The sequence below is a fragment of the Nonomuraea sp. NPDC048916 genome (genome assembly GCF_040649575.1).
Classification (GTDB): domain Bacteria; phylum Actinomycetota; class Actinomycetes; order Streptosporangiales; family Streptosporangiaceae; genus Nonomuraea.
Genome location: NZ_JBEZFS010000012.1, coordinates 322,678 through 345,249, shown reverse-complemented (window position 1 = coordinate 345,249; position 22,572 = coordinate 322,678). Strand labels below are relative to the sequence as shown.

Below are 22,572 nucleotides of genomic sequence, written 5' to 3'. Positions count from 1 at the left end.
GGTTCGCCGTCATGCCACGATGCCAACGTCCACTCCCATCACCAGGGGCGCGAGGCCGAGAGCTCCGCGCGTACGGCGGGCGTGAGCACCTGCCCGGCGCGCTCGACCAGGATCGTCATCTGGTAGGCCACCAACCCCATGTCGCAGTCCGGCGCCGCCAGCACCGCCAGCGACGACCCGTCGCTGATGGACACCACCAGGAGCAGGCCGTGCTGCATCTCCACGAGGGTCTGGGTCACCCCGCCTCCCTCGAACACGCGGGCCGATCCCTCGGTCAGGCTGACCAGGCCGGCCGCGATGGCCGCCAGCTGGTCGGCGCGGTCCTTGGGGAAACCGCGGGAGAAGGCCATCGGCAGTCCGTCCGCGGAGACCACCACGGCGTGCGCGACTCCGGGCACCTCCTCGACGAAGCCACTGACGAGCCAGTTGACATCCCTGGCCGCCTGGCTCAACTGCATCATGCGTCCTCCTCTAGCTCTGAGCGGCCTTTCCGCACGCCCTGCTGGTAGCTGGCGAGCCGGCTGCGTAGCCGGTCGGGCGAGATCGGGGGCTGAGGCAGGGGCGCGGGCTGCGGCGAGGCGGTGCCCGGCACCAGGTTGGCTCTGGGGGTGCGCTTGGGCAGTCCGGACGTGGTGGTGCCGCCCCGCACGGGCTCGCTGGCCGATCCCGCGACCTGCCAGCCGGTGTCGGCCGGCGACGACCACGTCTCCTCGCGCTTGTCCTCGGTGGGGGCCGCCTTGGTGAACCAGCTGCTCGAGTCGAGGGAGGCGAAGATCGGCAGGAACTCCTCGTGCTCCTGCTCCGGCGGAGCCGAGATCGCGAAGTCGGGCCGCGGTATCTCGGCGGAGTGGGTGTTCTCCGAGGTGAACCAGGAGGAGGGCTCGGGCTGTGGCAGGCCGTCGTACGAGGGATGGCCGCGGCCGGGCATCGACGGCATGTCCTGTAACGACGGCAGCCCCTGTGTGTCCTGCATGTCCGGCGCCGACATGCCGTGAGCGTGCATGGGCGGCGTGTGCATGGGCGGGCCCTGCGTGCCACCACCCTGCGGGCCCGAAAGGCCCTGGCCATGTGTGCCCGGCCCCCGCAGGGCCCCGGCCTGGACGAGCGAGGCCGGCTGCTGACCGGCGGGCAGCTGGCCGGGAAGCGGCGCGAGCAGGGTCTCGGGCACCAGGACCATCGCCGTCAGCCCGCCGATGTCCTGGCGGCGGAGCTGCACCCTGATGCTGTGCCGCAGCGCCAGCCGGCCGACCACGAACAGGCCCATCCGCCGCGAGACCGACACGTCCACCACGGGTGGATGGGCCAGCCGCCAGTTGGCCTGGGCGAGCTCCTCCGGGCTCATGCTGATGCCGTTGTCGGTGACGGAGACCATCAGCCCGCCGCCGTTGATCCGGCTGCTGGAGATGGTCACCTTGGTGTCGCGGGAGGAGAACGACACGGCGTTCTCGACCAGCTCGGCCAGCAGGTGGACCACGTCGGTCACCGCCTGCCCCGCGATGGCGACCTCCGACTGGACCTGGATGCTGACCCGGTCGTAGCTCTCGACCTCGCCGAGCGCCGCGCGCACCACGTCCATCAGCTCGATCGGCTCGCTCCACCTGCGTGCCGCCTCCTGACCGGCCAGGACCAGGAGGTTCTCGCTGTTGCGGCGCATGCGGGTGGCCAGGTGGTCCAGCTTGAACAGGTCGCCCAGGCGGGTGTCGTCGCGCTCGCCGCGCTCCAGCCGCTCGATCAGCGTGAGCTGCCGCTCGACCAGCGTCTGGCTGCGCCGCGACAGGTTGACGAACATCGAGTTGACGTTGGAGCGCAACCGCGCCTCGTCGCCCGCCAGCCGTACGGCTTCGCGGTGCACCTCGTCGAAGGCGCGCGCGACCTCTCCCACCTCGTCCCTGGAGAAGACGCCGATGGGCGGCACCTCGACGTCGACCGTGCCGTCACGCGCCTCCCGCACCCGTTGCACGAACTCGGGCAGCCGCTGTCCGGCGATCTCCAGCGCCTCGCCGCGCAGCCGGCGCAGCGGGCGGACCAGCGACCTGGCCACGCCCGTGGTGATGAGCAGGACGGCCACGAGCAGCGCCAGAACGGCGCCGGCGATCACGTAGGCCCGCTGCTGCTCGTCGGAGCTGAGCGACTCGCTGCGCGTCACGATGCCGGCGGCCTGGCGTTCCTCGACCTTGCGCATCGCGTCGGCGACGACGTTGCCCGCCTCGAACCACTCGGTGGCGTCGTCGCGCCTGCTCCCGCTCTCACCGCGGGTCAGGTCGAGCCCGCGCAGCGGCAGGCCGGCGGTGGCCCTGATCAGCACCAGCTCGCGCAGGAACAGCATGCGGTCGGCGGGCCTGCCGTTGACGGTCTCGTCGAAGAAGCGCCGCTCGTCGGCGCTGGCCTCGGCGGCGAAGCGCTTGCGCTCGTTGCTCTCGCGCGAGAGCTCGCCGAGGAACCTCTTCAGCTCCTCCTGGTCGAACCTGCCCTCGACCAGGACCGTCGTGACCAGCGCCTGCTGGAGCGAGACGCTCTCCTTGGCACGGGCGAGCGCGTCGAGCATGCGGGTCTGGCGGAACAGCTCGTCGTCCTGGCTGCCCTTGACCAGCTCGTTGTGGATGTTGAGCAGGTCGCCGATGATGATCGTGTAGAGCTCGACGGCGGGTCCGGGCAGCAGGTCCGCCTCGATCGCCTGCTGGCGCAGCCCCTTCAGGTCGTCGAGCCGGCTGAGCATGGCCTCGATCTGGTCGGCGGTGCGGCCGGTCAGGCTGCTCTGCAGCTGCGTGGCGTTCCCGCGGACCTGTTTGACGGCCTCGTCCACCTGCGCCATCTGGCCGCGCACCTCGGGCAGCACGTTGTCGGGACGACCCCGGGCGATGAACCACGAGGTCCGGGCGCGCTCGCCGGAGACCAGGTGGGTGAGCGCGCCGACCTGCTCGGACAGCTGGGCTAGCTGGTTGGTGCGGGCGTAGTCGGCGGCGGCTCCCGTCGAGGCGACCACCTGGACGCCGCCGAGCAGCACGGCGGCGGCGGTCGGCACCAGGATGAGGGCGACGAGCCGCGCCCGGACACGCCAGTTACGCAGGCGCCAGTTCCCTTCGTCCGCCTGCCTCACGCCCAACTGTCTACTCACCGAACGCAACCTCTCGCCCAAATCGGCGTATGTGAAGGTCCTGGGACCTGTGGGGAAATCCAGCAGGTGCGGGTAATTGGAACACATTTGTACCAGGTCGGCCAAGCGAACATAACGCGACAAAAGTCGTCCAGTGTGGCGCATGGGCCGAGAACCTGGAGCCCCTTTCTAGCCGATGTCTAGCCAGAAAGCACCCCTTCACGTGTTAAGTGTCCATAAATGGGTGATTGTCACGTTCCAGGCGGATAACGCTGGAGGAGCGCCAAGGTCTCCGGAAGGTCACAACGTTGAGATTCGCGTTATCTACGACATATGTTGAGCCCCGTCAACAAGGAGGCGAGTGTGGGAGTTTCTCCCGACAGTACGGCCATCGACGTCGAGGGGCTTTGGAAGATCTTCGGCCCAGCGGCGGAGAAGGTGCTCAAGTGCGACGACAGGTTCCTGGAACCCGCCGCGCTCAGGGAGAAGACCGGTTGCACCGCCGCCGTCAGAGACGTGAGCTTCACCGTCCGGCCCGGCGAGGTGTTCGTCGTGATGGGCCTGTCGGGAAGCGGTAAGTCCACCCTCGTACGCTGCCTCACCCGGCTGATCGAGCCGAGCGCGGGCCTGGTCCGGATCGGCGGCGACGACGTCGGCCAGGCCTCCCCCGCGCAGTTACGCGACCTGCGGCGCCACCGGGTCAGCATGGTGTTCCAGCACTTCGGCCTGCTCCCGCACCGGCGGGTGATCGACAACGTCGCCTACGGCCTGGAGATCCAGGGCACGGCCAAGGCCGCCAGGCACGCCCGTGCCGGGGAGATCCTCTCGCTGGTGGGCCTCGACGGCCACGCCGACGCCTACCCCGACCAGCTCTCCGGCGGCATGCAGCAGCGCGTCGGGCTGGCCCGCGCGCTGGCGGTCGACCCGGAGGTCATGCTGTTCGACGAGCCGTTCAGCGCGCTCGACCCGCTGATCCGCCGCGACATGCAGGCCGAGGTGATCCGGCTGCACCGCGAGGTCGGCAAGACGATGGTGTTCATCACCCACGACCTGTCCGAGGCGCTCAAGCTGGGCGAGCGCATCGCGATCATGCGGGCCGGCTCGATCGTGCAGCTCGGCACGCCGGAGGAGCTGGTGGGCGCCCCGGCCGACGACTACGTCGCCGACTTCGTCCGCGACGTGCCCCGCAGCCACGTGCTGACACTGCGCTGGATCTGCCGCGACCCCGAGCCCGGCGAGCCGCTGGACGGCCCCGAGCTGGCGGCGTCCACGGTCATCAGGGACGCGATCACCGCCGCCTCGTCCTCCTCCCGCCCGATCAGGGTGGTCGAGGGGGGCGAGCTCGCCGGGGTCGTGGACCGGGTGGACCTCCTCAGCTTCCTGTCCGGGCAGGACACCGGCCTGCGGGCCGCACAGGCGAGCATATGAGCGCCACGGCGGTCGCGACCCCCTCCAGGCTCAGGCTGCCGGGCTGGATGACGCCCGCGGGGATCGCGGTCCTGTTCGCCGTCGGCTACCTGGTCTTCCGCGGGTCGGGAACACTCCCGCACGACAACGACGCCCCGCAGTTCCTGGCGATCACCGACCTGCGCGAGTGGGTCGACGACAACAAGAACGCCAGCCCGGTCTTCCTGTACTTCATCAACTACATCCGGTTGTTCGTCGGCGCGGTCTTCGTCGCCCTCCAGAGCGTGCTGCACGGGCTCGGCTGGCCGGGCCTGATCGGCCTGATGGCCGGGCTGGGCTGGCTGGCGGGCGGCTGGCGGGTCGGGCTGCTCGGGGCGGCGGGCTTCGCCACCTTCGGCGTGCTCGGCGTCTGGGAGTCGAGCGTCGACACGCTGGCCCTGGTCGGGACCGCGGTGCTGCTGTCGCTGGTGATCGGCCTGCCGCTGGGCGTCTGGGCCGGGCGCTCGCCGCGGGTGCGCCGGGCCCTCAACCCGGTGCTGGACATCATGCAGATCATGCCGACGTTCGCCTACCTCGCGCCGATGGTGCTGTTCTTCCAGATCGGCGCGCCGGCCGGGGCGATCGCGACCATGATCTACTCGATCCCGCCGGCCATCCGCATCACCGCGCTGGCCATCGAGCAGGTCTCCCCCGTGGCGGTCGAGGCTTCGGCGTCGCTCGGCGCGACCTCCTGGCAGACGCTGCGCAAGGTGCACCTGCCACTGGCCAGGTCGACGATGACGCTGGCGGTCAACCAGACCATCATGATGGCGCTGTCCATGGTGGTGATCGCGAACCTGATCTCCGCGCCCGGCCTGGGCTCCGACATCATCCGCGGGCTGTCCCGGCAGAACGTCGGCATCATGCTCCCCGCCGGCCTGGCCATCGTGGTCATGGCGGTGGTCCTGGACCGCACGACGATGGCCGCCGCGAACCGCCGCGGGCGCGAGGGCGCCGGCAGATGGCGGCTGCCGGCCGCCGCCGTGCTGGCCGCGGGCGGCGCGACACTGACGTTCGCGCTGCCTCCCGCCTTCCCCGCCCAGTGGGTGCTCGCGATGGGCGGCCCGGTGAACGACGCGGTCAAGTGGGCCGAGGTCAACTGGTACGACGCCACCGAGGCGATCAAGAACGTGACCAGCGACGTGCTGCTGAACCCCCTGCAGGGCCTGCTCACCTCGGCGCCGTGGTGGCTGGTCGCCTCGGCCGTGCTGCTCCTGGCGTGGTGGTCGAGCGGGATCCGGCCGGCGCTCACGGCGCTCGGCTGCCTGCTGGCGATCGCGCTGCTCGGGCTCTGGGAGCACAGCATGGTGACGCTGACCATGGTCGTCGTCGCGGTGCTGGTCGTCCTGGTGATCGGCCTGGTGCTGGGCGTGGCCGCGGCCCGTTCGGCGCGGTTCTCCGCCGTGCAGCGCCCGCTGCTCGACGCGGCCCAGACCATGCCGTCGTTCGTCTACCTGCTGCCCGCGCTCGCGCTGTTCGGCCCGACCAAGTTCACCGCGATCTTCGCCTCGGTGATCTACGCGGCGCCGCCGGTGATCCGGCTGGTCGAACAGGGCATCCGCGGAGTGCCGCACACGGTGGTCGAGGCGGCCCTGTCCGCCGGGTCCACGCCGGGCCAGCTGCTGCGCAAGGTGCAGCTGCCGATGGCGCGCAAGGCGATCCTGCTGGCCGCCAACCAGGGCATCGTGCTGACGCTCGCCATGGTCGTGCTCGGAGCGCTGGTCGGGGGCGGTGCGCTGGGTTACGACGTGGTCTCCGGCTTCTCCCAGCGGACCGATTTCGGGATGGGCTTCGCCGCGGGTGTGGCGATCGTCCTGCTCGGAATCATGCTCGACCGCATCACGCAGGGCGCCGACAGGCGCCCCTCCCCTCATCAAAGGAAGTCCGTATGAAGATTCGCCTGCTCGCAGGCCTGCTCGTCCTTGGACTCGCCGCCGGGTGCGGCGGCGCCAAAGTGGAGGACACGCCCAGCTCCGCCGCCCCCCAGGCGAGCTCCAGCGCGTCGGCCGGCGGCACCGTGAAGATCGCGATCAACCCCTGGGTCGGCTACGAGGCCAGCGCCAACGTGGTCGCCTACCTGATGAAGAACGAGCTCGGCTACACCGTGGAGCTGCCCGAGATCAAAGAGCAGCTCGCCTGGGAGGGCTTCGAGACCGGCGACGTCGACGTCATCATCGAGAACTGGGGTCACCCCGACCTCAAGCAGAAGTTCATCGACGAGAAGAAGGTCGCCCAGGCCGCCGGCTCGACCGGCAACAAGGGCGTCATCGGCTGGTACATCCCCCAGTGGATGGTCGACGAGTACCCGGGCATCACCGACTACAAGAACCTCAACAAGTACGCCCACCTGTTCAAGACCTCCGAGTCGGGCGACAAGGGCCAGCTGCTGTTCGGCGACCCGTCGTACGTCAGCAACGAGGACGCGCTGATCAAGAACCTCAAGCTCGACCTCAAGGTCGTCACCGGAGGCAGCGAGGCGGCCCTGATCAAGGGCGCCCAGCAGGCACAGGAGCAGAAGAAGCCGCTGCTGTTCTACTTCTGGGACCCGCACTGGCTGTTCAGCAAGACCCAGCTGGCCCGCGTCAACCTGCCGCCGTACTCCGAGGGCTGCGACGCCGACCCCAAGAAGGTCGCCTGCGACTACGCCGAGATGGACCTGGACAAGGTCGTGAGCACCAAGTTCGCCCAGACCGGCGGCAAGGCCTACGAGCTGGTCAAGAACTTCAGCTGGACCAACGAGGACCAGAACGCGGTCGCCGACGACATGACCAACAACGGCATGACCGGCGAACAGGCCGCCAAGAAGTGGGTCGAGGCCAACACGGCCAAGTGGCAGGCCTGGATCCCCAAGTGACCCCGCCGGCCCTCTGACTCTTGACCGTGACCCCGCCTGGCGGGGTCACGGTCGCGGAGACTCTCATGCGAACCAAGACACTCGCGGGATCCCTGATGGCGGTCCTGCTCCTGACGGCCTGCTCCGGCGAGGAGAACACGCCCGGCGCCGAGAAGAAGGGCACGGTCAACATCGACGTCCACGCCTGGGCGGGCTACGAGGCCCAGGCAGCCGTGCTCGCATATCTGCTGAAGCACGAACTGGGCTACCAGGTGCGGACCCGCCAGATGACGGAGGCCGATTCCTGGCGGGATTTCGAGACGGGCAAGGTCGACGTCATCGTCGAGAACTGGGGCCATCCCGATCTGAAGAAGCAGTACATCGAGGAGAAGAAGGTCGCGCTCTCCGCCGGTCTCACCGGGAACAAAGGGGTGATCGGGTGGTACGTCCCGGAGTGGATGGTTAAGAAATATCCCGACATCACCGACTGGCGAAATCTGAACAAGTACGCAAGCCTTTTTCGGACCCCCCGATCCGGTGATTTCGGTCAGATCCTTGACGGCGATCCGACATTCGTCACGAACGACGAGACCCTCGTCAAGAATCTCGGCCTCAATTACAAGGTCGTCTACTCAGGCAGCGAAGCGGCTCTGATCAAGGCCGCGCAGTCGGCGACGAAGAACAGGAAACCGCTGCTGATGTACTTCTACGAGCCGCAGTGGCTGTTCACCAAGGTCAAACTGGTGAAGATCAATCTGCCCTCCTACGCCATCGGCTGCGACGACGACGCGGCCAAGGTCGCCTGCGACTACCCGCCGTACCTGCTGGACAAGATCGTGAGCAAGAAATTCGCCCAGACCGGCGGCCGGGCGTACGAGCTGGTCCGCAACTTCTCCTGGACGAACGAGAACCAGAACGCGGTGGCCAGCGACATGATCAACAGGAAGCTCACCGCCGAGCAGGCGGCCGAGCGCTGGGTGGGCGAGAACAAGATCGTGTGGAAGGACTGGATTCCGCGTTGAGCTTCGACTATGTCATCGTGGGCGGCGGCTCGGCCGGCTGCGCCCTGGCCAACCGGCTGAGCGCCGATCCCTCGGTCTCGGTGCTGGTGCTGGAGGCGGGCAGGCCCGACTACCTGTGGGACGTGTTCATCCACATGCCGGCCGCGCTGATGTTCCCCATCGGCAGCCGCTTCTACGACTGGAAGTACGAGTCGGAGCCCGAGCCGCACATGAACGGCCGGCGGATCTACCACGCCCGCGGCAAGGTGCTCGGCGGCTCGAGCAGCATCAACGGCATGATCTTCCAGCGCGGCAACCCGCTGGACTACGAGCGCTGGGCCGCCGATCCGGGCATGGCCGACTGGGACTACGCGCACTGCCTGCCGTACTTCAAGAAGATGGAGAACTGCCTGGCCGACCCCGAGTCCGCCTTCCGCGGCGGCGACGGCCCGCTCAAGCTGGAGCGCGGACCCGCGCGCGGCCCGCTCTTCGAGGCGTTCTTCGAGGCCGTCCAGCAGGCCGGCCACCCTCTCACGGACGACGTCAACGGCTTCCGGCAGGAGGGCTTCGCGGCCTTCGACCGCAACGTCCACCGCGGCCGCCGGCTCAGCGCCGCCCGCGCCTACCTCCACCCGGCACGCCACCGCCGCAACCTCACGGTCAGGACCCGCGCCCTGGTGGAGAGGATCGTGTTCGCCGGCACCCGGGCGGTGGGCGTCATCTGCGGCGGCGAGCGCATCGACGCCGGCGAGGTCATCCTGTGCGGCGGCGCCGTCAACTCCCCGCAACTGCTGCAACTGTCCGGAGTGGGCCCGGGCGACCTTCTCTCGCCCCTGGGCATCCCGGTCGTCCACGACCTCCCCGGCGTGGGCGCCAACCTCCAGGACCACCTGGAGGTGTACGTCCAGCACGCCTGCACCCAGCCCGTGTCGCAGCAACCGTCGCTGGCCATGTGGCGCAGGCCGTTCATCGGCGCCGACTGGTTGTTCCGCCGCAGCGGCCCCGGCGCCACCAACCACTTCGAGGCCGGCGGGTTCATCCGCTCGAACGACGACGTGGCCTACCCCAACCTGATGTACCACTTCCTGCCCATCGCGGTCCGCTACGACGGCTCGGCGCCCGCCGGCGGCCACGGCTACCAGGTGCACATCGGGCCGATGTACTCCGACTCCCGCGGCTCGGTCCGGATCAGGTCGGCCGACCCCCGGGACAAGCCCGCGCTCCGCTTCAACTACCTCTCCACCGACCAGGACCGGCGCGAATGGGTCGAGGCCATCCGGCTCACCCGCGAGATCCTCTCCCAACCGGCCTGGGCGGCACTCGACGGCGGCGAGCTGTCACCCGGCCCCGGCGTCAAGACCGACGAGGAGATCCTGGCCTGGGTGGCGAAGGACGGCGAGACCGCCCTGCACCCCTCCTGCACCTGCAAGATGGGCGTGGACGAGATGTCCGTCGTGGACCCCTCCTCCATGCGCGTCCACGGCGTCGACGGCCTGCGCGTCGTCGACGCCTCGGCCATGCCGTACGTGACCAACGGCAACATCTACGCCCCCGTCATGATGCTGGCCGAGAAGGCGGCCGACCTCATCCTCGGCAACACCCCCCTGCCCCCCGAGCCCACTCCCTTCCACCGCCACGACACCCGGCACGACACCCGAGCCGTCACCGATCCCACAGAGCGCTGATCGGCAACGCCGTCAGGCGGTCTCCGAACGACAGAGACCGCCTGCCGGTGTAGAACACGAATCCGTGGACGAAGCCGTCACCGAGCGAGTCCCTGAGCGCGGCGAGCCCCTTGAAGTCGTCGAGGCCGACGGCGTCCGTCGCCTTGGCCTCGACGCCGACCACGCGGCCGTTGGTCCGCTCGATCACCAGATCCACCTCAGGTCCCTGGCTGACCCGCCAGTGGTGGAGGCCGACCCGGAACGGTGACCACGTCGCCTGCTTCGACAGCTCGCCGACGATGAACGTCTCGACGAGCGGTCCACGGGCCGGCGCGACGCGGGCGCCCAGCCCTTCCGCGTCGACCGAGAGCAGGTGGGCGGCCAGGCCGGTGTCCGTGAGGTGCAGCTTGGGGCGCCGCACCGCCCTCGCCGTCGGGTTGCGCGACCAGGCGGGCAGGAAGCGCACCAGGAAGACGGTTTCCAGCAGGCCGAGATAGCGGCTGACGGTCGTGCGATGAAGCCCGAGATCGCTGCCCGCCTTGACCAGGTTGAACTCCTGGGCTGTGGACGCGGCCGCGAGCCTCAGCAACTGACTGAGACTGCTCGGCTCGTCGATCTTCGCCATCTCGCGAATGTCGGTATCGATGATCGACTGGACATAGGCGGCGTACCACTGGTCACGGGCACGCTCCGATCTCATGGTCAGGATCTCGGGGTAGCTGCCCCTGGCGATGAGCTCGAAGTAGTCAGGCCTGCCGAACGCGCTCTGCTTCGTCGTCCTGAAGGCTTCCGGCTCCTCGAAGGCCGTGCTGAGGAAGGACGTGCTCCCCCCGACGAGCTCCTGCTGGGCGAAGGGCCATACTTCGAGCACGCCGGCCCGGCCGGCCAGCGACTCGCTCAGCGAAGGGGTCGCCAGAAATCTGGTGGATCCCGCCAGAACGAACTGCCCGCGATCAGACGAACCGTCGACCGAAGCCTTGATCGCCAGCACGAGATCGTCTCCGCCGCGTTGGATCTCATCGATCATCATCGGCCTGGGGCCATCGGCGATGAAAGTGTCCGGGTCGGCGTGAGCCGCGCCGCGCAGCGCACCCTCGTCGAGGGTGAGATAGGTGCCGCCACGGCAGTCGTTGAGCTGCCGGAGCAGAGTGGTCTTGCCGGACTGGCGAGGACCGTTGATGATCACTACGCGGAAGGAATCGAGGAACTCCACCGCATGATCGGCGATCCGCCTGGATACGAGGTCCACCAAGCCTCCAACGTGTAGGAACGACATCCTACAAGCATCTAGACCGACACTTCACGAGCTCCAAACCGACACTCAACGGCCATTGGAGCGACACTTCACGACATCCGTACCGACAATTGACAGGCTTGAGAACCGACACTTCACGACAAACGCTGACTATCGTGCGCTGGAGGCCGGGGTCACCGCCCGTCTTGACCGGGGCGCGGGCGCTTGGAGCGTACGGTGTACCGTACGAGGGTGATCGAGTACAGCGGCAAGGGCGATCCCGCCCGCAGCCTGGCGCTGCTCTGGCGCACCAGCGAGCGGACCAGCCGTAAGGGGAAGCCCGACCTGAGCGTGGACCGGATCGTGCGGGCGGCGATCGAGGTGGCCGACTCCGAGGGGCTGCAGGGGCTGTCCATGCGCCGCGTGGCCGAGCGGCTCGGGGTGGGCACGATGTCGCTCTACACGTACGTGCCGGGCAAGCCGGAGCTGCTCGACGTCATGCTCGACACCGTCTACGGCGAGACCGCCAGGCCGGAGGAGGTGCCCGGCGGATGGCGGGAGCGGCTGGAGCTGATCGCCAGGGAGAACTGGGCCCTCTACCTGCGCCACCCGTGGCTGCTCCAGGTGGCGACGAGCCGCCCGGTCCTCGGGCCGAACGCCACCGCCAAGTACGACCACGAGCTGCGAGCCGTCGACGGCATCGGGCTGACGGACGTCGAGATGGACTCGGTGATCACGCTGGTCACCGGGTTCGTGCACGGCACGGCCAGAGGCGCGGTGGAGGCGTCGCAGGCCGAGAGCCAGACCGGCATGTCCGACGAGCAGTGGTGGGCCGCGCACGCGCCGTTCTTCAGCCGGATCGCCGACGCGTCCCGCTTCCCGACGGCAGCCCGGGTCGGCCAGGCCGCCGGAGAGGCCCTGGGCGGCGCCTACAGCCCGGAGCAGGCCTTCGAGTTCGGCCTGCGGCGCGTCCTCGACGGCATCCAGGCCCTGGTGGACCGGCGCGCCGGCACGGCCTGAGCGTGTGTCCCGCGCGCTAGGAGACGGGCGTGGCGCGAAGCCGGACGACGTGCTCGACGAGCGAGATCAACGTCGCTTTGACCGACTCGCGGTTGCGCGCGTCGGTGCGGACGATGGGCACGTTCGGAGACAGCGCCAGCGCCTCGCGCACCTCCTGGTCGGAGTGCGGGAACTGCCCGTCCCAGCCGTTGATGCCGACCACGAACGGCAGCTTGGCCTCCTCGAAGTAGTCGATCGCGGGGAAGCTGTCGGCCAGCCGGCGCGTGTCGAGCAGCACGACCGCACCGATGGCGCCGCGCACCAGGTCGTCCCACATGAACCAGAACCGGTGCTGCCCGGGCGTGCCGAACAGGTAGAGGATCAGGTCGCGGTCGAGCGACACGCGGCCGAAGTCCATGGCCACCGTGGTCGTCTGCTTGTTCGGCGTCAGGGCGAGGTCGTCGATGCCCGCGGACGCGTCGGTCATCACCGCTTCCGTGGTGAGCGGGAGGATCTCGGACACCGCCCCCACGAACGTCGTCTTGCCGACGCCGAAACCACCGGCGACGACGATCTTCGTCGACGTGAGGCCGGGGCTAGAGCCTGCGAAGTCCACTGAGCACCCTTTCGAGCATGTTGAGGTCTGGCTGTCCCTCGCTGAGGCGTGGCTGGTGCAGGCGGACGAGCCCTTCGTCGGACATGTCCGCCACGAGCACCCGAGCCACGCCCAGCGGGACCCGGAGCAGGGCCGAGATCTCGGCGACCGACCGGATCGAGCGGCAGAGTTGCATGATGGCCTCCTGCTCGGGGGTGAGCAAGGCCATCTCGTCGTCCGGAATGGACATGGACGAGATCAGCGTCTCCATCGCAAGGTGATAACGCGGCTCCGATCGGCCGCCGGTCACCGCGTACGGACGGAAGAGGGGCTCTTCGTCCCCGATCCCGTCACTTCCGTACACGACCCACTCCCAAAAGTGTCATTACCTCACCGCGTCCTGGCCGCCTGCAACTCCGCGCGGAGTGCGGGCGTCAGGGCCTGGCCGGCCCTGTCGACCAGCAGCGTCATCTGATAGGCGACCAGCCCCATGTCGCACTCGGGCGAGGCCAGCACGGTGATGACCGAGCCGTCGCTGATCGCCATCACGATGAGCAGTCCGCGCTGCATCTCGACGACGGTCTGGGTGACGGAGCCGCCCTCGAACACGCGCGAGGCGCCCACGGTCAGGCTCAGCAGGCCCGCGGAGACCGCGGCGAGCTGGTCGGCCCGGTCCGGCGGGAAGCCCTCGGAACTCGCCAGGCAGAGGCCATCGGCTGAGACGACGACCGCGTGCGCGACCCCGGGCGTGTTCCGCACGAAGTCGGTGATCAGCCAGTCGAACCGATGCGCCTCATGGCTAAGCGTTGTCACTCGCCCTCCCTGGCAGGACGCTCACTCACTCTCGTTCCTCCTGTTCACGTACTTCCGCGCGACCCCGGCGTACGCCCTGCTGGAAACTGGCCATCCTGCTGCGGATCCGGTCGGCTGAGACCGGCGGCATCGGAGCTTGTCGCTGCGGTTGCCGTTGCGGTCCCGTGGCCGGCTGGCTTGCCGTACCGGGCACCAGGTTTGCCTTGGGGGTGCGCTTGGGCAGTCCGGCGGCCGTGATGCCGCCGAGACTCGGGTCGCTCGCGGCGGCCGCCGCCCGCCATCCGGCGTCAGCAGCGGTTCGCCACGCTTCCTCCCCAGAGGGTACGGCTTGTGAGGGGTTGGGCTCATCTCGGTTCGGCGTCGCCTGCCCTGGTTCGTCCGGCGCCCTGCGGAACCAGGCCGACTCCACCGACGCGAAGATCGGCAGATACTCCTCCTGCTCCGGCTCCATCGGTGACACGTTCACCGAGGGAGGCGGCTCCGGCCTGCGGAAATCACCGCTGTTGAACGGCCGGTCGGCCGGCGGCGGCGTCGGGAACGCGGTGTTCCCGGATCCGGCGACGGGCTGGGAGGGGTACGAGCCCGGGCGTTCGACGCTGGGGTAGGCGGGGCTCGGATAGGAGGGATAGCCGCCCGTGTCGTACTGCTGCCGCTGCCTGAACGCGTCGCCGTCGGTGTCGGCCGTGAAGGGCGGCATCCCGTACCGGACCGGTCCCGCCCCCGTGATCTCCATGGAGTCGTGGCCGGTGTACGAGCGGAAGGTGCCGTTCTGCGCGGGCACGCCGCTCGGCGGTGTGGCCGGGGCGCCGCCGCCGAACGCCGGGCGCTGTGGAAGCGGCTGATTCTGACCGCCGGCGATCAGCGCGGGCGGCAGCAGCACCATGGCGATCAGGCCGGCGCCGTCGCCCTTGCGGAGCTGGACGCGGATGCCGTGGCGCAGCGCCAGCCGGCCGACCACGAACAGGCCCATGCGGCGGGAGACCGACACGTCCACCACCGGCGGCTCGGCCAGCCGGCGGTTGGCCTCGGCCAGCTCGTCCTCGGTCATGCTGATGCCCAGGTCGCTCACCGAGAGCAGCGCGCCGCCTCCCTCGATGTGGCTGCTCGACACCGTGACCTGCGCGTTGCTGGGCGAGAACTGGATGGCGTTCTCGACCAGCTCGGCCACCAGGTGGACCAGGTCGTTGGCGGCGCTGCCGAGCACCGAGGTGCCGCGGTGGACCTTGACCTGGACGCGCTCGTAGCCCTCGACCTCGGACAGCGCGGCCCGGACCACGTCGACCAGCTTGGCCGGCTGGCTGCGCCTGCGGGTCGGCTCGTGGCCGGCGAGGACCAGGAGGTTCTCGGAGTTGCGGCGCATGCGGGTGGCCAGGTGGTCGAGCTTGAACAGGTCGGACAGCCGGCCGCCGTCCTGCTCGCCCTTCTCCAGGCCGTCGATCAGCGAGATCTGCCGCTCCACCAGCGTCTGGGTGCGGCGCGAGAGGTTGACGAACATCGAGCTGATGTTGCCGCGCAGCTCGGCCTCCTCGCCGGCGAGCCGTACGGCCTGGCGGTGGACCTGGTCGAAGGCCCTGGCCACCTCGCCGATCTCGTCGTCGCCCTCGACGTCGATCGGGTGGACGTCGGTCCCTGCGTCGCCCGAGACGCGCAGTTTGCGCACCACGTCGGGCAGCCGGAAACCGGCGATCTCCAGGGCCTCGGTGCGCAGGCGGCGCAGCGGCGCGACCATCGAGCGGGCAATAGCGACAGTCAGCAACAAAACCAGCAAAAGCAACGCCAAGATCAAGGTACCCGCTATGATCGCGTTACGGATCTCGGCGTCACGCAGATCCTGGCTGCGCAGGGTCACCTGCGTGCTCAGAGGCTCCTCGACCGAACGGAGGGCGGCGATCGTGATGGCGTTGTCGTCGAACCACTGGTCGGGGGCCGGTTTGTCGCGGCCGGTCGCGGCGAGGAGGTTCTGCCTGATCCTGACCCCGGGCGCCTTGCCGCTGGCCAGGGTGATCGCGCGCGACTTGGTGAGCTCGGTGTTGTAATACTCCTGCCGGGTCAGCGCCTTCTGCAGCTCCATGCCGACCCGCGGGCCGGCCTCCTGGCCGACGATGGCGATCTGGGCCCGCTGGGCGGCGTTGGCGGCGATGAACCGCTCGACCTCCTTGGCGTCGACGCTGGCGGAGTTGTAGTAGCCCTTCAGCAGTTGCACGCGCTGCCGGGAGACCTGCTCCTTGGCACGCGCCAGCGCGCTGAGCGCGCGGAACTGCCCGATGATCTGCGGGTCATCGCTGAGCAGGCTCAGCTCGTCGTGCAGGCGGAGCAGCGAGTCGAGCAGGGAGTCGTAGCGCGTGGTGTCGCGCTGCCCCTCCTTGCGGATGCTGTCCAGTTTGTCCAGGTCGGCGTGCGCACGCCTGACGACGTCGAGCACCCGGGAACCGTAGGACTCGTCCATCGTCGCCAGATCGGCCTGCACGGTCTTCACGAGGGTGTCGACCTGCGCCTTGCGCTCGTTGTACGGCTGGGTGAGCTTCTTGCGCAGGGCCTTGGCGGCGTCCAGCCAGCCTCCCGTGTCACGCTCCAGACCGACGGCCTCGACCAGGTCGCGGATCCGGCCCGCCTGCTCGGCGGCGACGGCCGTACGGTCGTAGTCGTTGATGCTCTGGACCGAGCCCACCACGCGGGCTCCCCCGAGCCCTACGCCGACGATGGTGGGAACCAGGATGAGCGCCGTGAGGCGCCATCTCACACGCCAGTTGCGCAGGCCCAGGCGGGGCAGGGGCCGCTTTCCGCGGTCTCGCCTCGCAGCGTGGCCGCTGTCGGAGTTCCCCGTAGTCACTGCTCCCGCTACCCCTCAATCATCCCGGCTCACTCCGGGTCATAGGCCGTCCCACAAGGTATCCGCAGCATCCGACTTACCACGCAAATCGGGCGCAATCGTTATATAGGTGACCGTTGCTCGTGCGCTAGCGGTTACCGCAGTGCTGCGAGCACCAGATCGCGGACTTGACTCCGCTGTGCGTCGTCGCTGAGGGGGCGTCCGGCGCGGTCTACCACATAGAAGACATCCACTGCCTCCGCGCCGAGAGTCTCCACGCGAGCAGCCCTCACGTCAAGACCGCACTCCCCGAACGCCCGCCCAATGCGCCACAGGAGTCCCGGCCTGTCATGGGCTCTGACTTCGATCACCGTGGCGGTCGCGGAGGCATCGTCCACCAAGGTCACCCGGGGTGGGGCCACGGGGACGCGAGGAGGTCTGACCGCCCTCGAACGGCGTGCCATACGCTGCTCGATGTCAAGACGGCCGGCAAGGACGAGACGGAGATCCGCTTCGAGCGTGGCGGGGTCCGGCGGTGAGCCGTACTCGGGGACGACGGAGAAGTCGATCACGGCCGTGGAGCCGGCGGACGCGGCCGAGGCGGAGCGGACGATCAGGCGGTGCGCGGCCAGCACGCCGGCGGCGCTCCAGAGCAGGCCCACCCGGTCGGGGGCGACGACTGTGACGGCTCCCCCGTTCACCCGGACCGCGCCACCGCCGTGCCTGGCCAGCCCGGCCCGCTCCGGCGACAGGGCCGGCGCCTTGGGCGGCGGCGAGCCCGACAGGACCGAACGGACGCGGCGCACGAGATCGGCGACCAGCCCGGCCTTCCAGGAGTTCCAGGCGGCGGGGCCCGTGGCGTGACCGTCGGCGACGGCCAGCGCGGCCAGCAGGTCGAGCACCTCGCGCGAGCCGACCGTGCCCGCGACCTTCTCGATCGTCACCGGATCGTCCAGGTCGCGGCGGGTCGCCATCTCGGGCAGCAGCAGGTGGTGGCGCACCACGGTGGCGAGGACGTCCACGTCGGACGCGGGCAGCCCGATGCGGGTGCCGATGTCGCGGACCACGACCTCACCCGTCGCCGAATGGTCGCCGGGCCAGCCCTTGCCGATGTCGTGTAGCAACGCGGCGATCAGCAGCAGGTCGGGGCGCGACACCTCGCGGGTGTGGCTCGCGGCGTTGGCCGCGGCCTCGATCAGGTGCCGGTCGACGGTGAAGCGGTGGATGGGATTGCGCTGCGGGCGATGCCGTACGCGCTCCCAGTCAGGAAGGAGTCTGACCAGGATGCCCGCCTGGTCGAGCTCCTCCCACACGGGCACGGCGGCGCGGCCCGCGCCGAGGATCGACACCAGCGAGTCACGGGCCTCGTCAGGCCATGGCACCGGCATCGGAGGCGACTGACCAGCCAGGATGGACACCGTCGCGGGCGCGAGCGGCAGCCCCGACTCCGCCGCGGCCGCCGCGGCGCGGAGCGCCAGCAGCGGGTCCTTACGAGGGCTGGCGCCCCTGGCGAGCACCACCTCGCCGCCGTGCTCCACCACGCCGTCGGCCAGCGGACGGCGGCCGCGCGGGGCCGGCCCTGACAGCAGCCTGTCAACCGTGCGCCAGGTGGCGTCGAACGCGTGGGAGATCGTCCGGCCCGCCTCGGCGAGCCTGCGCATCAGCGCCTCGGCGTCGAGCAGGCCCAGCAGCCCCGCGACCGCGTCCTGCTCCTGGAGGACGAGCCGGTCGGCGCCGCGCGCGGTGACGACGTGCAGCGCGTGCCGCACGTCCAGGATGAGCTCGTACGCCTCGCGGGCCCGGGGGCCCGGGGCGGAGGCGACCCACGCCGCCGCGACCGCCTGCATGGCCTGGACGTCGCGCAACCCGCCGCGGCCGTCCTTCAGATCGGGTTCGAGCAGGAAAGCCAGCTCACCACTCGCCTGCGCCCGCTGGTCGGACGCCTCCCGCAGCTCGCCCAGCCGGCGGCGGGAGTCGGCCCGCCACTCGGCGAGCACCGCCTCCCTGGCCCTCCTGGTCAGCTCGGGGTCACCGGCCACGTGCCTGGCCTGGATGAGGCCGAGCACCGCCTTGAGGTCGTCACGGGCGACCGCCACGGCCTGCTCCACGGTGCGCACCGAATGGTCGAGGCCCACGGCGGAGTCCCAGATCGGATACCAGATGCGCTCGGCGACCCTGGCCACGTCCGGCCTGCCGTTGTGCAGCAGGACCAGGTCGAGGTCACTGCCCGGAGCGAGCTCCCCTCGGCCGAGGCTGCCGACGGCGACCAGGGACACCTGGTCGCCGTCGCTCGCCGTATGGAAGAGATCCTTGAGCCAGCGGTCGGTGTCCGCGGCCCGCTCCTTGCGGGCCGCGGCATACGAACGGGCTTCACCCCTCAAGACATCTCCTTGCCGAGCTCCGCTCGGACACCCACCCTGCGACGGATGTCCTCGCTTCGCCGCGGATCCATCACAGAGCCTCTGGACCGCGTTCGCCGGTGCGGACGCGGATGACCGTGTCCACGGGGACGGACCAGACCTTGCCGTCGCCGATCTTGCCGGTCTGGGCGGCCTTGACGATGACGTCGATCACGTCCTCGGCGTCGTCCTCTTCGATCAGGACCTCCAGGCGAACCTTGGGGACGAGGTCGACCTGGTACTCGGCACCGCGGTAGACCTCGGTGTGGCCGCGCTGGCGGCCGTAACCGCTGGCCTCGCTGACCGTCATGCCCTTGACGCCGAACTGTTCCAGAGCCGCCTTCACGTCATCGAGTTTGAAGGGCTTGATGACGGCCGTTATGAGTCTCATGCGTCCACCTTCTTGGCTGCAGTGGTGACCGGGCCGTTGGGGCTGCTCACACCGGAGGCGTGAACGGTGCCGAGGTCGTATCCGGTCTCGGCGTGGGTGGTGATGTCGATGCCGGTCTGCTCGTCCTCGGCCGTGATCCGGAAGCCCATCACCTTGTCGATGACCGTCCCGATGATCCAGGTGACGACGAACGAGTAGCCGCCGACGGCGACCGGGCCCAGCACCTGGAGTCCGAGCTGGCCGAAGCCGCCTCCGTAGAACAGGCCCTCGCTCTGCGCGTCCGTGGCGGGGTAGGCGGCCACGAAGCCCAGGGCGACGGCGCCGATGACGCCGCCGACCAGGTGGACGCCGACCACGTCGAGCGAGTCGTCGTAGCCGAGCTTGTACTTGAGCCCGACGGCGTAGGAGCAGGCGGCGCCGGCGACCAAGCCGATGAGCGCGGCGGCCCAGGGGTCGACGAAACCACAGGCGGGGGTGATGGCCACCAGGCCGGCGACGGCGCCGGAGGCGACGCCGAGGCTGGTGGCGTGGCCGTCGCGGAGCTTCTCCGTGACGAGCCAGGCGCCGGCGGCGACGGCGGTGCAGATCTGGGTGTTCATGAACGCGAGGCCGGCGATGCCGTCGACCACGAGCTCGGAGCCGGCGTTGAAGCCGAACCAGCCGAACCACAGCAGAGCCGCGCCGAGCAGGACCAGCGTCAGGTTGTGCGGCCGCATCGGCTCCTTGCGCCAGCCCTGCCGCTTGCCGATGATGAGCGCCAGCGCGAGCGCCGCGGCTCCGGCGTTGATGTGGACCACGGTGCCGCCGGCGAAGTCCTCGATGCCCATGGTGTTGAGCCAGCCGCCGCCCCAGACCCAGTGCGCGACCGGGAAGTAGACGATGGTCGCCCAGACGACGGTGAAGACCACCCAGGCGCCGAACTTCGCCCGGTCCGCGATCGCGCCGCTGATGAGAGCGACGGTGATGATGGCGAACGTCAGCTGGAAGGCCGAGAAGACCAGGCTGGGCATGCCGGTGCCATCGTCCGCGGTGGCAGTGTTCACGAGGCTCTGCAGGCCCAGGTGCTCCAGGCCGCCGACGACATTGTTGAGCCAGGACATCGGGTTCTCGCTGAAGGCCAGCGAATGCCCGTAGATCATCCAGGCGATGGTCACTGTGATGATGGCGACGAACGACATCATCATCATGTTCAGGACACTCTTGGCCCTGGTCATGCCCCCGTAGAACAACGCGAGCCCCGGAGTCATCAGCAACACCAACGCGGTGGCTGTGAGCATCCAGGCAGTCGTGCCGGTATCGATCTCCACGGCCGACCCTCCTTACCTGTGACGTGTGGCCACAGCGTGTTCGGCCGCCGTTTCGTGACTCGACCAGGTGTGTTTCACATTCGTGAATCTCGCCACACTGGTGTTTCGACAGCGTTTCGGGCCTTTCACACCCCCGCATTTCGGGCAATGCACCCCCAAAATCGACGGCTGGACCTGCCCTGGCGGGTCACCCGCGCGACACTCCCGGAGCGGCGCCTACGAGCGCCTGGTGCGCAGCTTCTGCCGGTTGCCGCAGCGGCTCATCGAGCACCAGCGGCGGGTGCCCGGCCGTGAGGTGTCGAGGAAGATGAGGGAGCAGAGCTCGCCCGCGCACATCCGCACCCGTTTGACCAGGGGGCCGCTGAAGAGCTCGATGGCGTCACGCGCCACCGCCGACAGAAACTGCGTCGCGGTCACCGGATAGGACCAGCCCCGGTCGAGCCCCACGCCGATCACCGGCACGGGCGGCGGCGCGGCCGCGGCCTCGTTGAGCGCCCAGAGGTCGGCGGAGTCGTAGGCCTCGCCCCGGGCGGCGCGCTCGGCGAGGTGCTGGACCGCCCCGCGCAGCCGTTCGGCGGCCATGAGGTCGCCCTGGCCGGCCACCACATCGCCCTCGACTCCCAGCCGGGAGCGGCCGATCCACGCCATGAGGTCGCCGGGCTCGTGCAACTGCTCCCACGGCTCGACCGCTCCGATGAGCAGGAAGTCCAGGCACAGCGTGCCGGCGTCGAACCGGAACCGCTGCCCGTCGAGCGCGGTAAGCGTCATCGCGCTTGCACCGTCCACGCCGCGAGCGTAACACTCGACACCGGTTAAACCGGTGTCAGTTGGAGCAGAACCATGACGGACGACCTGATCGCGCTGACCGAACGAGCCTCCCGCGACGGCTCAACAAGCGGCCGCGTTGGCCATCCGGCGCCGCCGCCTCCCGCGACGACTCAGGCGGGCGCGTTGGCCATCCCGCGACGACTCAGGCGGCGGCGTTGGCCATCCGGCGCAGCCGGGCCAGGGCGTCGCGCTCGATGCGGCGGGCGCGGTCGCGGCCGATGCCGTAGCGCTCACCCACCTCGGTGAGCGTGTGCTCGCGGCCGTCGACCAGGCCGTAGCGCCAGCGCAGCATGTCGCGCGTGTCACCCTCGAGACCGGTCAGCCACTGGTCGAGCCGCTCGCGCTCCAGGATGTCGATGGCCTGCTGCTCGGGATCGGCCCACGTGTCGTCGGCGATCATGTCGCCCAGCTCGGTCTCGTCCTCGTCGCCCACGCCCAGCTGCAGCGAGACCGGATCGGAGGCCCAGCGGCGCAGCTCGCGCACCCGCTCGATCGGCAGCTCCAGGAGCCGCGCGAGATCGTCGTCGGTCGGCTCGACGTCGAACTCGGCCAGCATGTCCCTGCGCACCCGCATCAACCTGGTCATCTGCTCGCCGGCATGCGTCGGCAGCCGAACCGGCCGCGCCTGCTCGTGGATGGCCCGGCCCACCGACTGCCTGATCCACCACGTGGCGTAGGTCGAGAACTTGTAGCCCCGCTTGTAGTCGAACTTCTCCACCGCCCGGACCAGCCCCAGGTTTCCCTCCTGGACCAGGTCGATCAGCGGCATCCCGCGCCCCGAGTATTTGCGCGCCACGGCCACCACCAGACGCAGGTTGGCCTGGATGAACTCGTCCTTGGCCCGCTGGCCCGAGATCGCCAGGCGCTCCAGCTCCTCGTCGGCCGCGTCCCCGCAACGCGGCTCCGAGCCACCGCTGTCGAGCAGTTGCTCGGCGAAGAGACCCGCCTCGATCCGCTTGGCCAGCTCCACTTCTTCCTCCGCCGTGAGCAGCGGCACCCGGCCGATCTCCGCCAGGTAAGTACCCAGCAGGTCGCGGTCTGCGACGTGCTGCTCCTGCGTGCGACTCCCCGTAGGCCTTGCCATCCCCAGGCACCTCGTTCCGCAGCTGCGTCTTATACCCGGCCAACGTCCGGCCAGATGCAAAGATTCCCTAAAGGA

The 22,572-nt window shown here is 69.6% G+C and carries 18 protein-coding genes; 6 read left to right on the top strand and 12 right to left on the bottom strand.

Going from position 1 to position 22,572, the window contains the following annotated elements:
- Positions 1–38: 38 nt before the first annotated feature.
- Together AB0C16_RS15600 and AB0C16_RS15595 are read right to left on the bottom strand one after the other, a co-directional pair.
- The gene (locus AB0C16_RS15600) at positions 39–461 is read right to left on the bottom strand and encodes a roadblock/LC7 domain-containing protein (RefSeq protein ID WP_357683006.1); all 423 of its coding nucleotides are present in this window, start codon (positions 459–461) and stop codon (positions 39–41) included.
- Complete coding sequence (locus AB0C16_RS15595) at positions 458–3,115, bottom strand: nitrate- and nitrite sensing domain-containing protein (protein WP_357683004.1); 2,658 nt, start codon at positions 3,113–3,115, stop codon at positions 458–460. The genes AB0C16_RS15600 and AB0C16_RS15595 overlap by 4 nt, the downstream gene beginning before the upstream one ends.
- Before the next feature lie 342 nt (positions 3,116–3,457).
- Between AB0C16_RS15595 and AB0C16_RS15590 the strand changes: the two genes are divergently transcribed.
- The 5 genes from AB0C16_RS15590 to betA all read left to right on the top strand — a co-directional run bounded on the left by AB0C16_RS15590 (position 3,458) and on the right by betA (position 10,059).
- A complete protein-coding gene (locus tag AB0C16_RS15590) occupies positions 3,458–4,522 on the top strand; it encodes a glycine betaine/L-proline ABC transporter ATP-binding protein (RefSeq protein ID WP_357683002.1) in 1,065 nt (354 codons plus the stop codon).
- Positions 4,519–6,432: an ABC transporter permease subunit gene (locus AB0C16_RS15585; protein WP_357683000.1), complete on the top strand. Its 1,914-nt coding sequence runs from the start codon at positions 4,519–4,521 to the stop codon at positions 6,430–6,432. The genes AB0C16_RS15590 and AB0C16_RS15585 overlap by 4 nt, the downstream gene beginning before the upstream one ends.
- Entirely contained in the window at positions 6,429–7,394 is a 966-nt protein-coding gene (locus AB0C16_RS15580) for an ABC transporter substrate-binding protein (RefSeq protein ID WP_357682998.1), read from the top strand. Before AB0C16_RS15585 ends, AB0C16_RS15580 begins: the two co-directional genes overlap by 4 nt.
- Positions 7,395–7,459: 65 nt before the next feature.
- Positions 7,460–8,395, top strand: coding sequence for an ABC transporter substrate-binding protein (locus tag AB0C16_RS15575; protein ID WP_357682996.1), 936 nt, complete (start codon positions 7,460–7,462; stop codon positions 8,393–8,395).
- Entirely contained in the window at positions 8,392–10,059 is a 1,668-nt protein-coding gene (gene betA, locus AB0C16_RS15570; RefSeq protein WP_357682994.1) for a choline dehydrogenase, read from the top strand. The genes AB0C16_RS15575 and betA overlap by 4 nt, the downstream gene beginning before the upstream one ends.
- Here the strand turns inward: betA and AB0C16_RS15565 are convergent.
- Positions 10,037–11,287 carry an ATP-binding protein gene (locus AB0C16_RS15565; RefSeq protein WP_357682992.1) on the bottom strand — a complete coding sequence of 417 codons (1,251 nt, stop codon included), beginning with the start codon at positions 11,285–11,287 and terminating at the stop codon, positions 10,037–10,039. The genes betA and AB0C16_RS15565 overlap by 23 nt on opposite strands.
- A gap of 240 nt (positions 11,288–11,527) precedes the next feature.
- Between AB0C16_RS15565 and AB0C16_RS15560 the strand changes: the two genes are divergently transcribed.
- On the top strand, positions 11,528–12,292 hold the full coding sequence (locus tag AB0C16_RS15560) for a TetR/AcrR family transcriptional regulator (protein WP_357683063.1): 765 nt from the start codon (positions 11,528–11,530) through the stop codon (positions 12,290–12,292).
- Positions 12,293–12,308: 16 nt separating this feature from the next.
- On the opposite strand, the gene AB0C16_RS15555 is transcribed toward AB0C16_RS15560, so the two are convergent.
- The 9 genes from AB0C16_RS15555 to AB0C16_RS15515 all read right to left on the bottom strand — a co-directional run bounded on the left by AB0C16_RS15555 (position 12,309) and on the right by AB0C16_RS15515 (position 22,497).
- Positions 12,309–12,887, bottom strand: coding sequence for an ATP/GTP-binding protein (locus AB0C16_RS15555; protein WP_357682990.1), 579 nt, complete (start codon positions 12,885–12,887; stop codon positions 12,309–12,311).
- Positions 12,868–13,230, bottom strand: coding sequence for a DUF742 domain-containing protein (locus AB0C16_RS15550; RefSeq protein ID WP_357682989.1), 363 nt, complete (start codon positions 13,228–13,230; stop codon positions 12,868–12,870). Before AB0C16_RS15550 ends, AB0C16_RS15555 begins: the two co-directional genes overlap by 20 nt.
- 26 nt (positions 13,231–13,256) lie before the next feature.
- A complete protein-coding gene (locus tag AB0C16_RS15545; RefSeq protein WP_357682987.1) occupies positions 13,257–13,679 on the bottom strand; it encodes a roadblock/LC7 domain-containing protein in 423 nt (140 codons plus the stop codon).
- 25 nt (positions 13,680–13,704) lie between these two features.
- The gene (locus AB0C16_RS15540) at positions 13,705–16,350 is read right to left on the bottom strand and encodes a nitrate- and nitrite sensing domain-containing protein (protein WP_357682985.1); all 2,646 of its coding nucleotides are present in this window, start codon (positions 16,348–16,350) and stop codon (positions 13,705–13,707) included.
- Between the two features lie 293 nt (positions 16,351–16,643).
- Positions 16,644–18,869, bottom strand: a complete 2,226-nt coding sequence (locus AB0C16_RS15535; protein ID WP_357682983.1) for a [protein-PII] uridylyltransferase — start codon at positions 18,867–18,869, stop codon at positions 16,644–16,646.
- A gap of 70 nt (positions 18,870–18,939) precedes the next feature.
- The gene (locus AB0C16_RS15530; RefSeq protein WP_357682981.1) at positions 18,940–19,278 is read right to left on the bottom strand and encodes a P-II family nitrogen regulator; all 339 of its coding nucleotides are present in this window, start codon (positions 19,276–19,278) and stop codon (positions 18,940–18,942) included.
- Complete coding sequence (locus tag AB0C16_RS15525) at positions 19,275–20,585, bottom strand: ammonium transporter (protein ID WP_357682979.1); 1,311 nt, start codon at positions 20,583–20,585, stop codon at positions 19,275–19,277. The genes AB0C16_RS15530 and AB0C16_RS15525 overlap by 4 nt, the downstream gene beginning before the upstream one ends.
- A gap of 216 nt (positions 20,586–20,801) precedes the next feature.
- Positions 20,802–21,371, bottom strand: a complete 570-nt coding sequence (locus AB0C16_RS15520; RefSeq protein WP_357682977.1) for an ABATE domain-containing protein — start codon at positions 21,369–21,371, stop codon at positions 20,802–20,804.
- A 184-nt stretch (positions 21,372–21,555) separates the two neighbouring features.
- A complete protein-coding gene (locus AB0C16_RS15515; RefSeq protein WP_357682975.1) occupies positions 21,556–22,497 on the bottom strand; it encodes a sigma-70 family RNA polymerase sigma factor in 942 nt (313 codons plus the stop codon).
- Between the last annotated feature and the right edge of the window lie 75 nt (positions 22,498–22,572).

Excerpts from the sequence above, each read along its gene's own strand:
- AB0C16_RS15515 (WP_357682975.1), bottom strand. The coding sequence starts at position 22,497 with ATGGCAAGGCCTACGGGGAGTCGCACGCAGGAGCAGCACGTCGCAGAC.
- AB0C16_RS15580 (WP_357682998.1), top strand. The coding sequence starts at position 6,429 with ATGAAGATTCGCCTGCTCGCAGGCCTGCTCGTCCTTGGACTCGCCGCC.
- AB0C16_RS15575 (WP_357682996.1), top strand. The coding sequence starts at position 7,460 with ATGCGAACCAAGACACTCGCGGGATCCCTGATGGCGGTCCTGCTCCTG.
- AB0C16_RS15530 (WP_357682981.1), bottom strand. The coding sequence starts at position 19,278 with ATGAGACTCATAACGGCCGTCATCAAGCCCTTCAAACTCGATGACGTG.
- AB0C16_RS15585 (WP_357683000.1), top strand. The coding sequence starts at position 4,519 with ATGAGCGCCACGGCGGTCGCGACCCCCTCCAGGCTCAGGCTGCCGGGC.
- AB0C16_RS15600 (WP_357683006.1), bottom strand. The coding sequence starts at position 461 with ATGATGCAGTTGAGCCAGGCGGCCAGGGATGTCAACTGGCTCGTCAGT.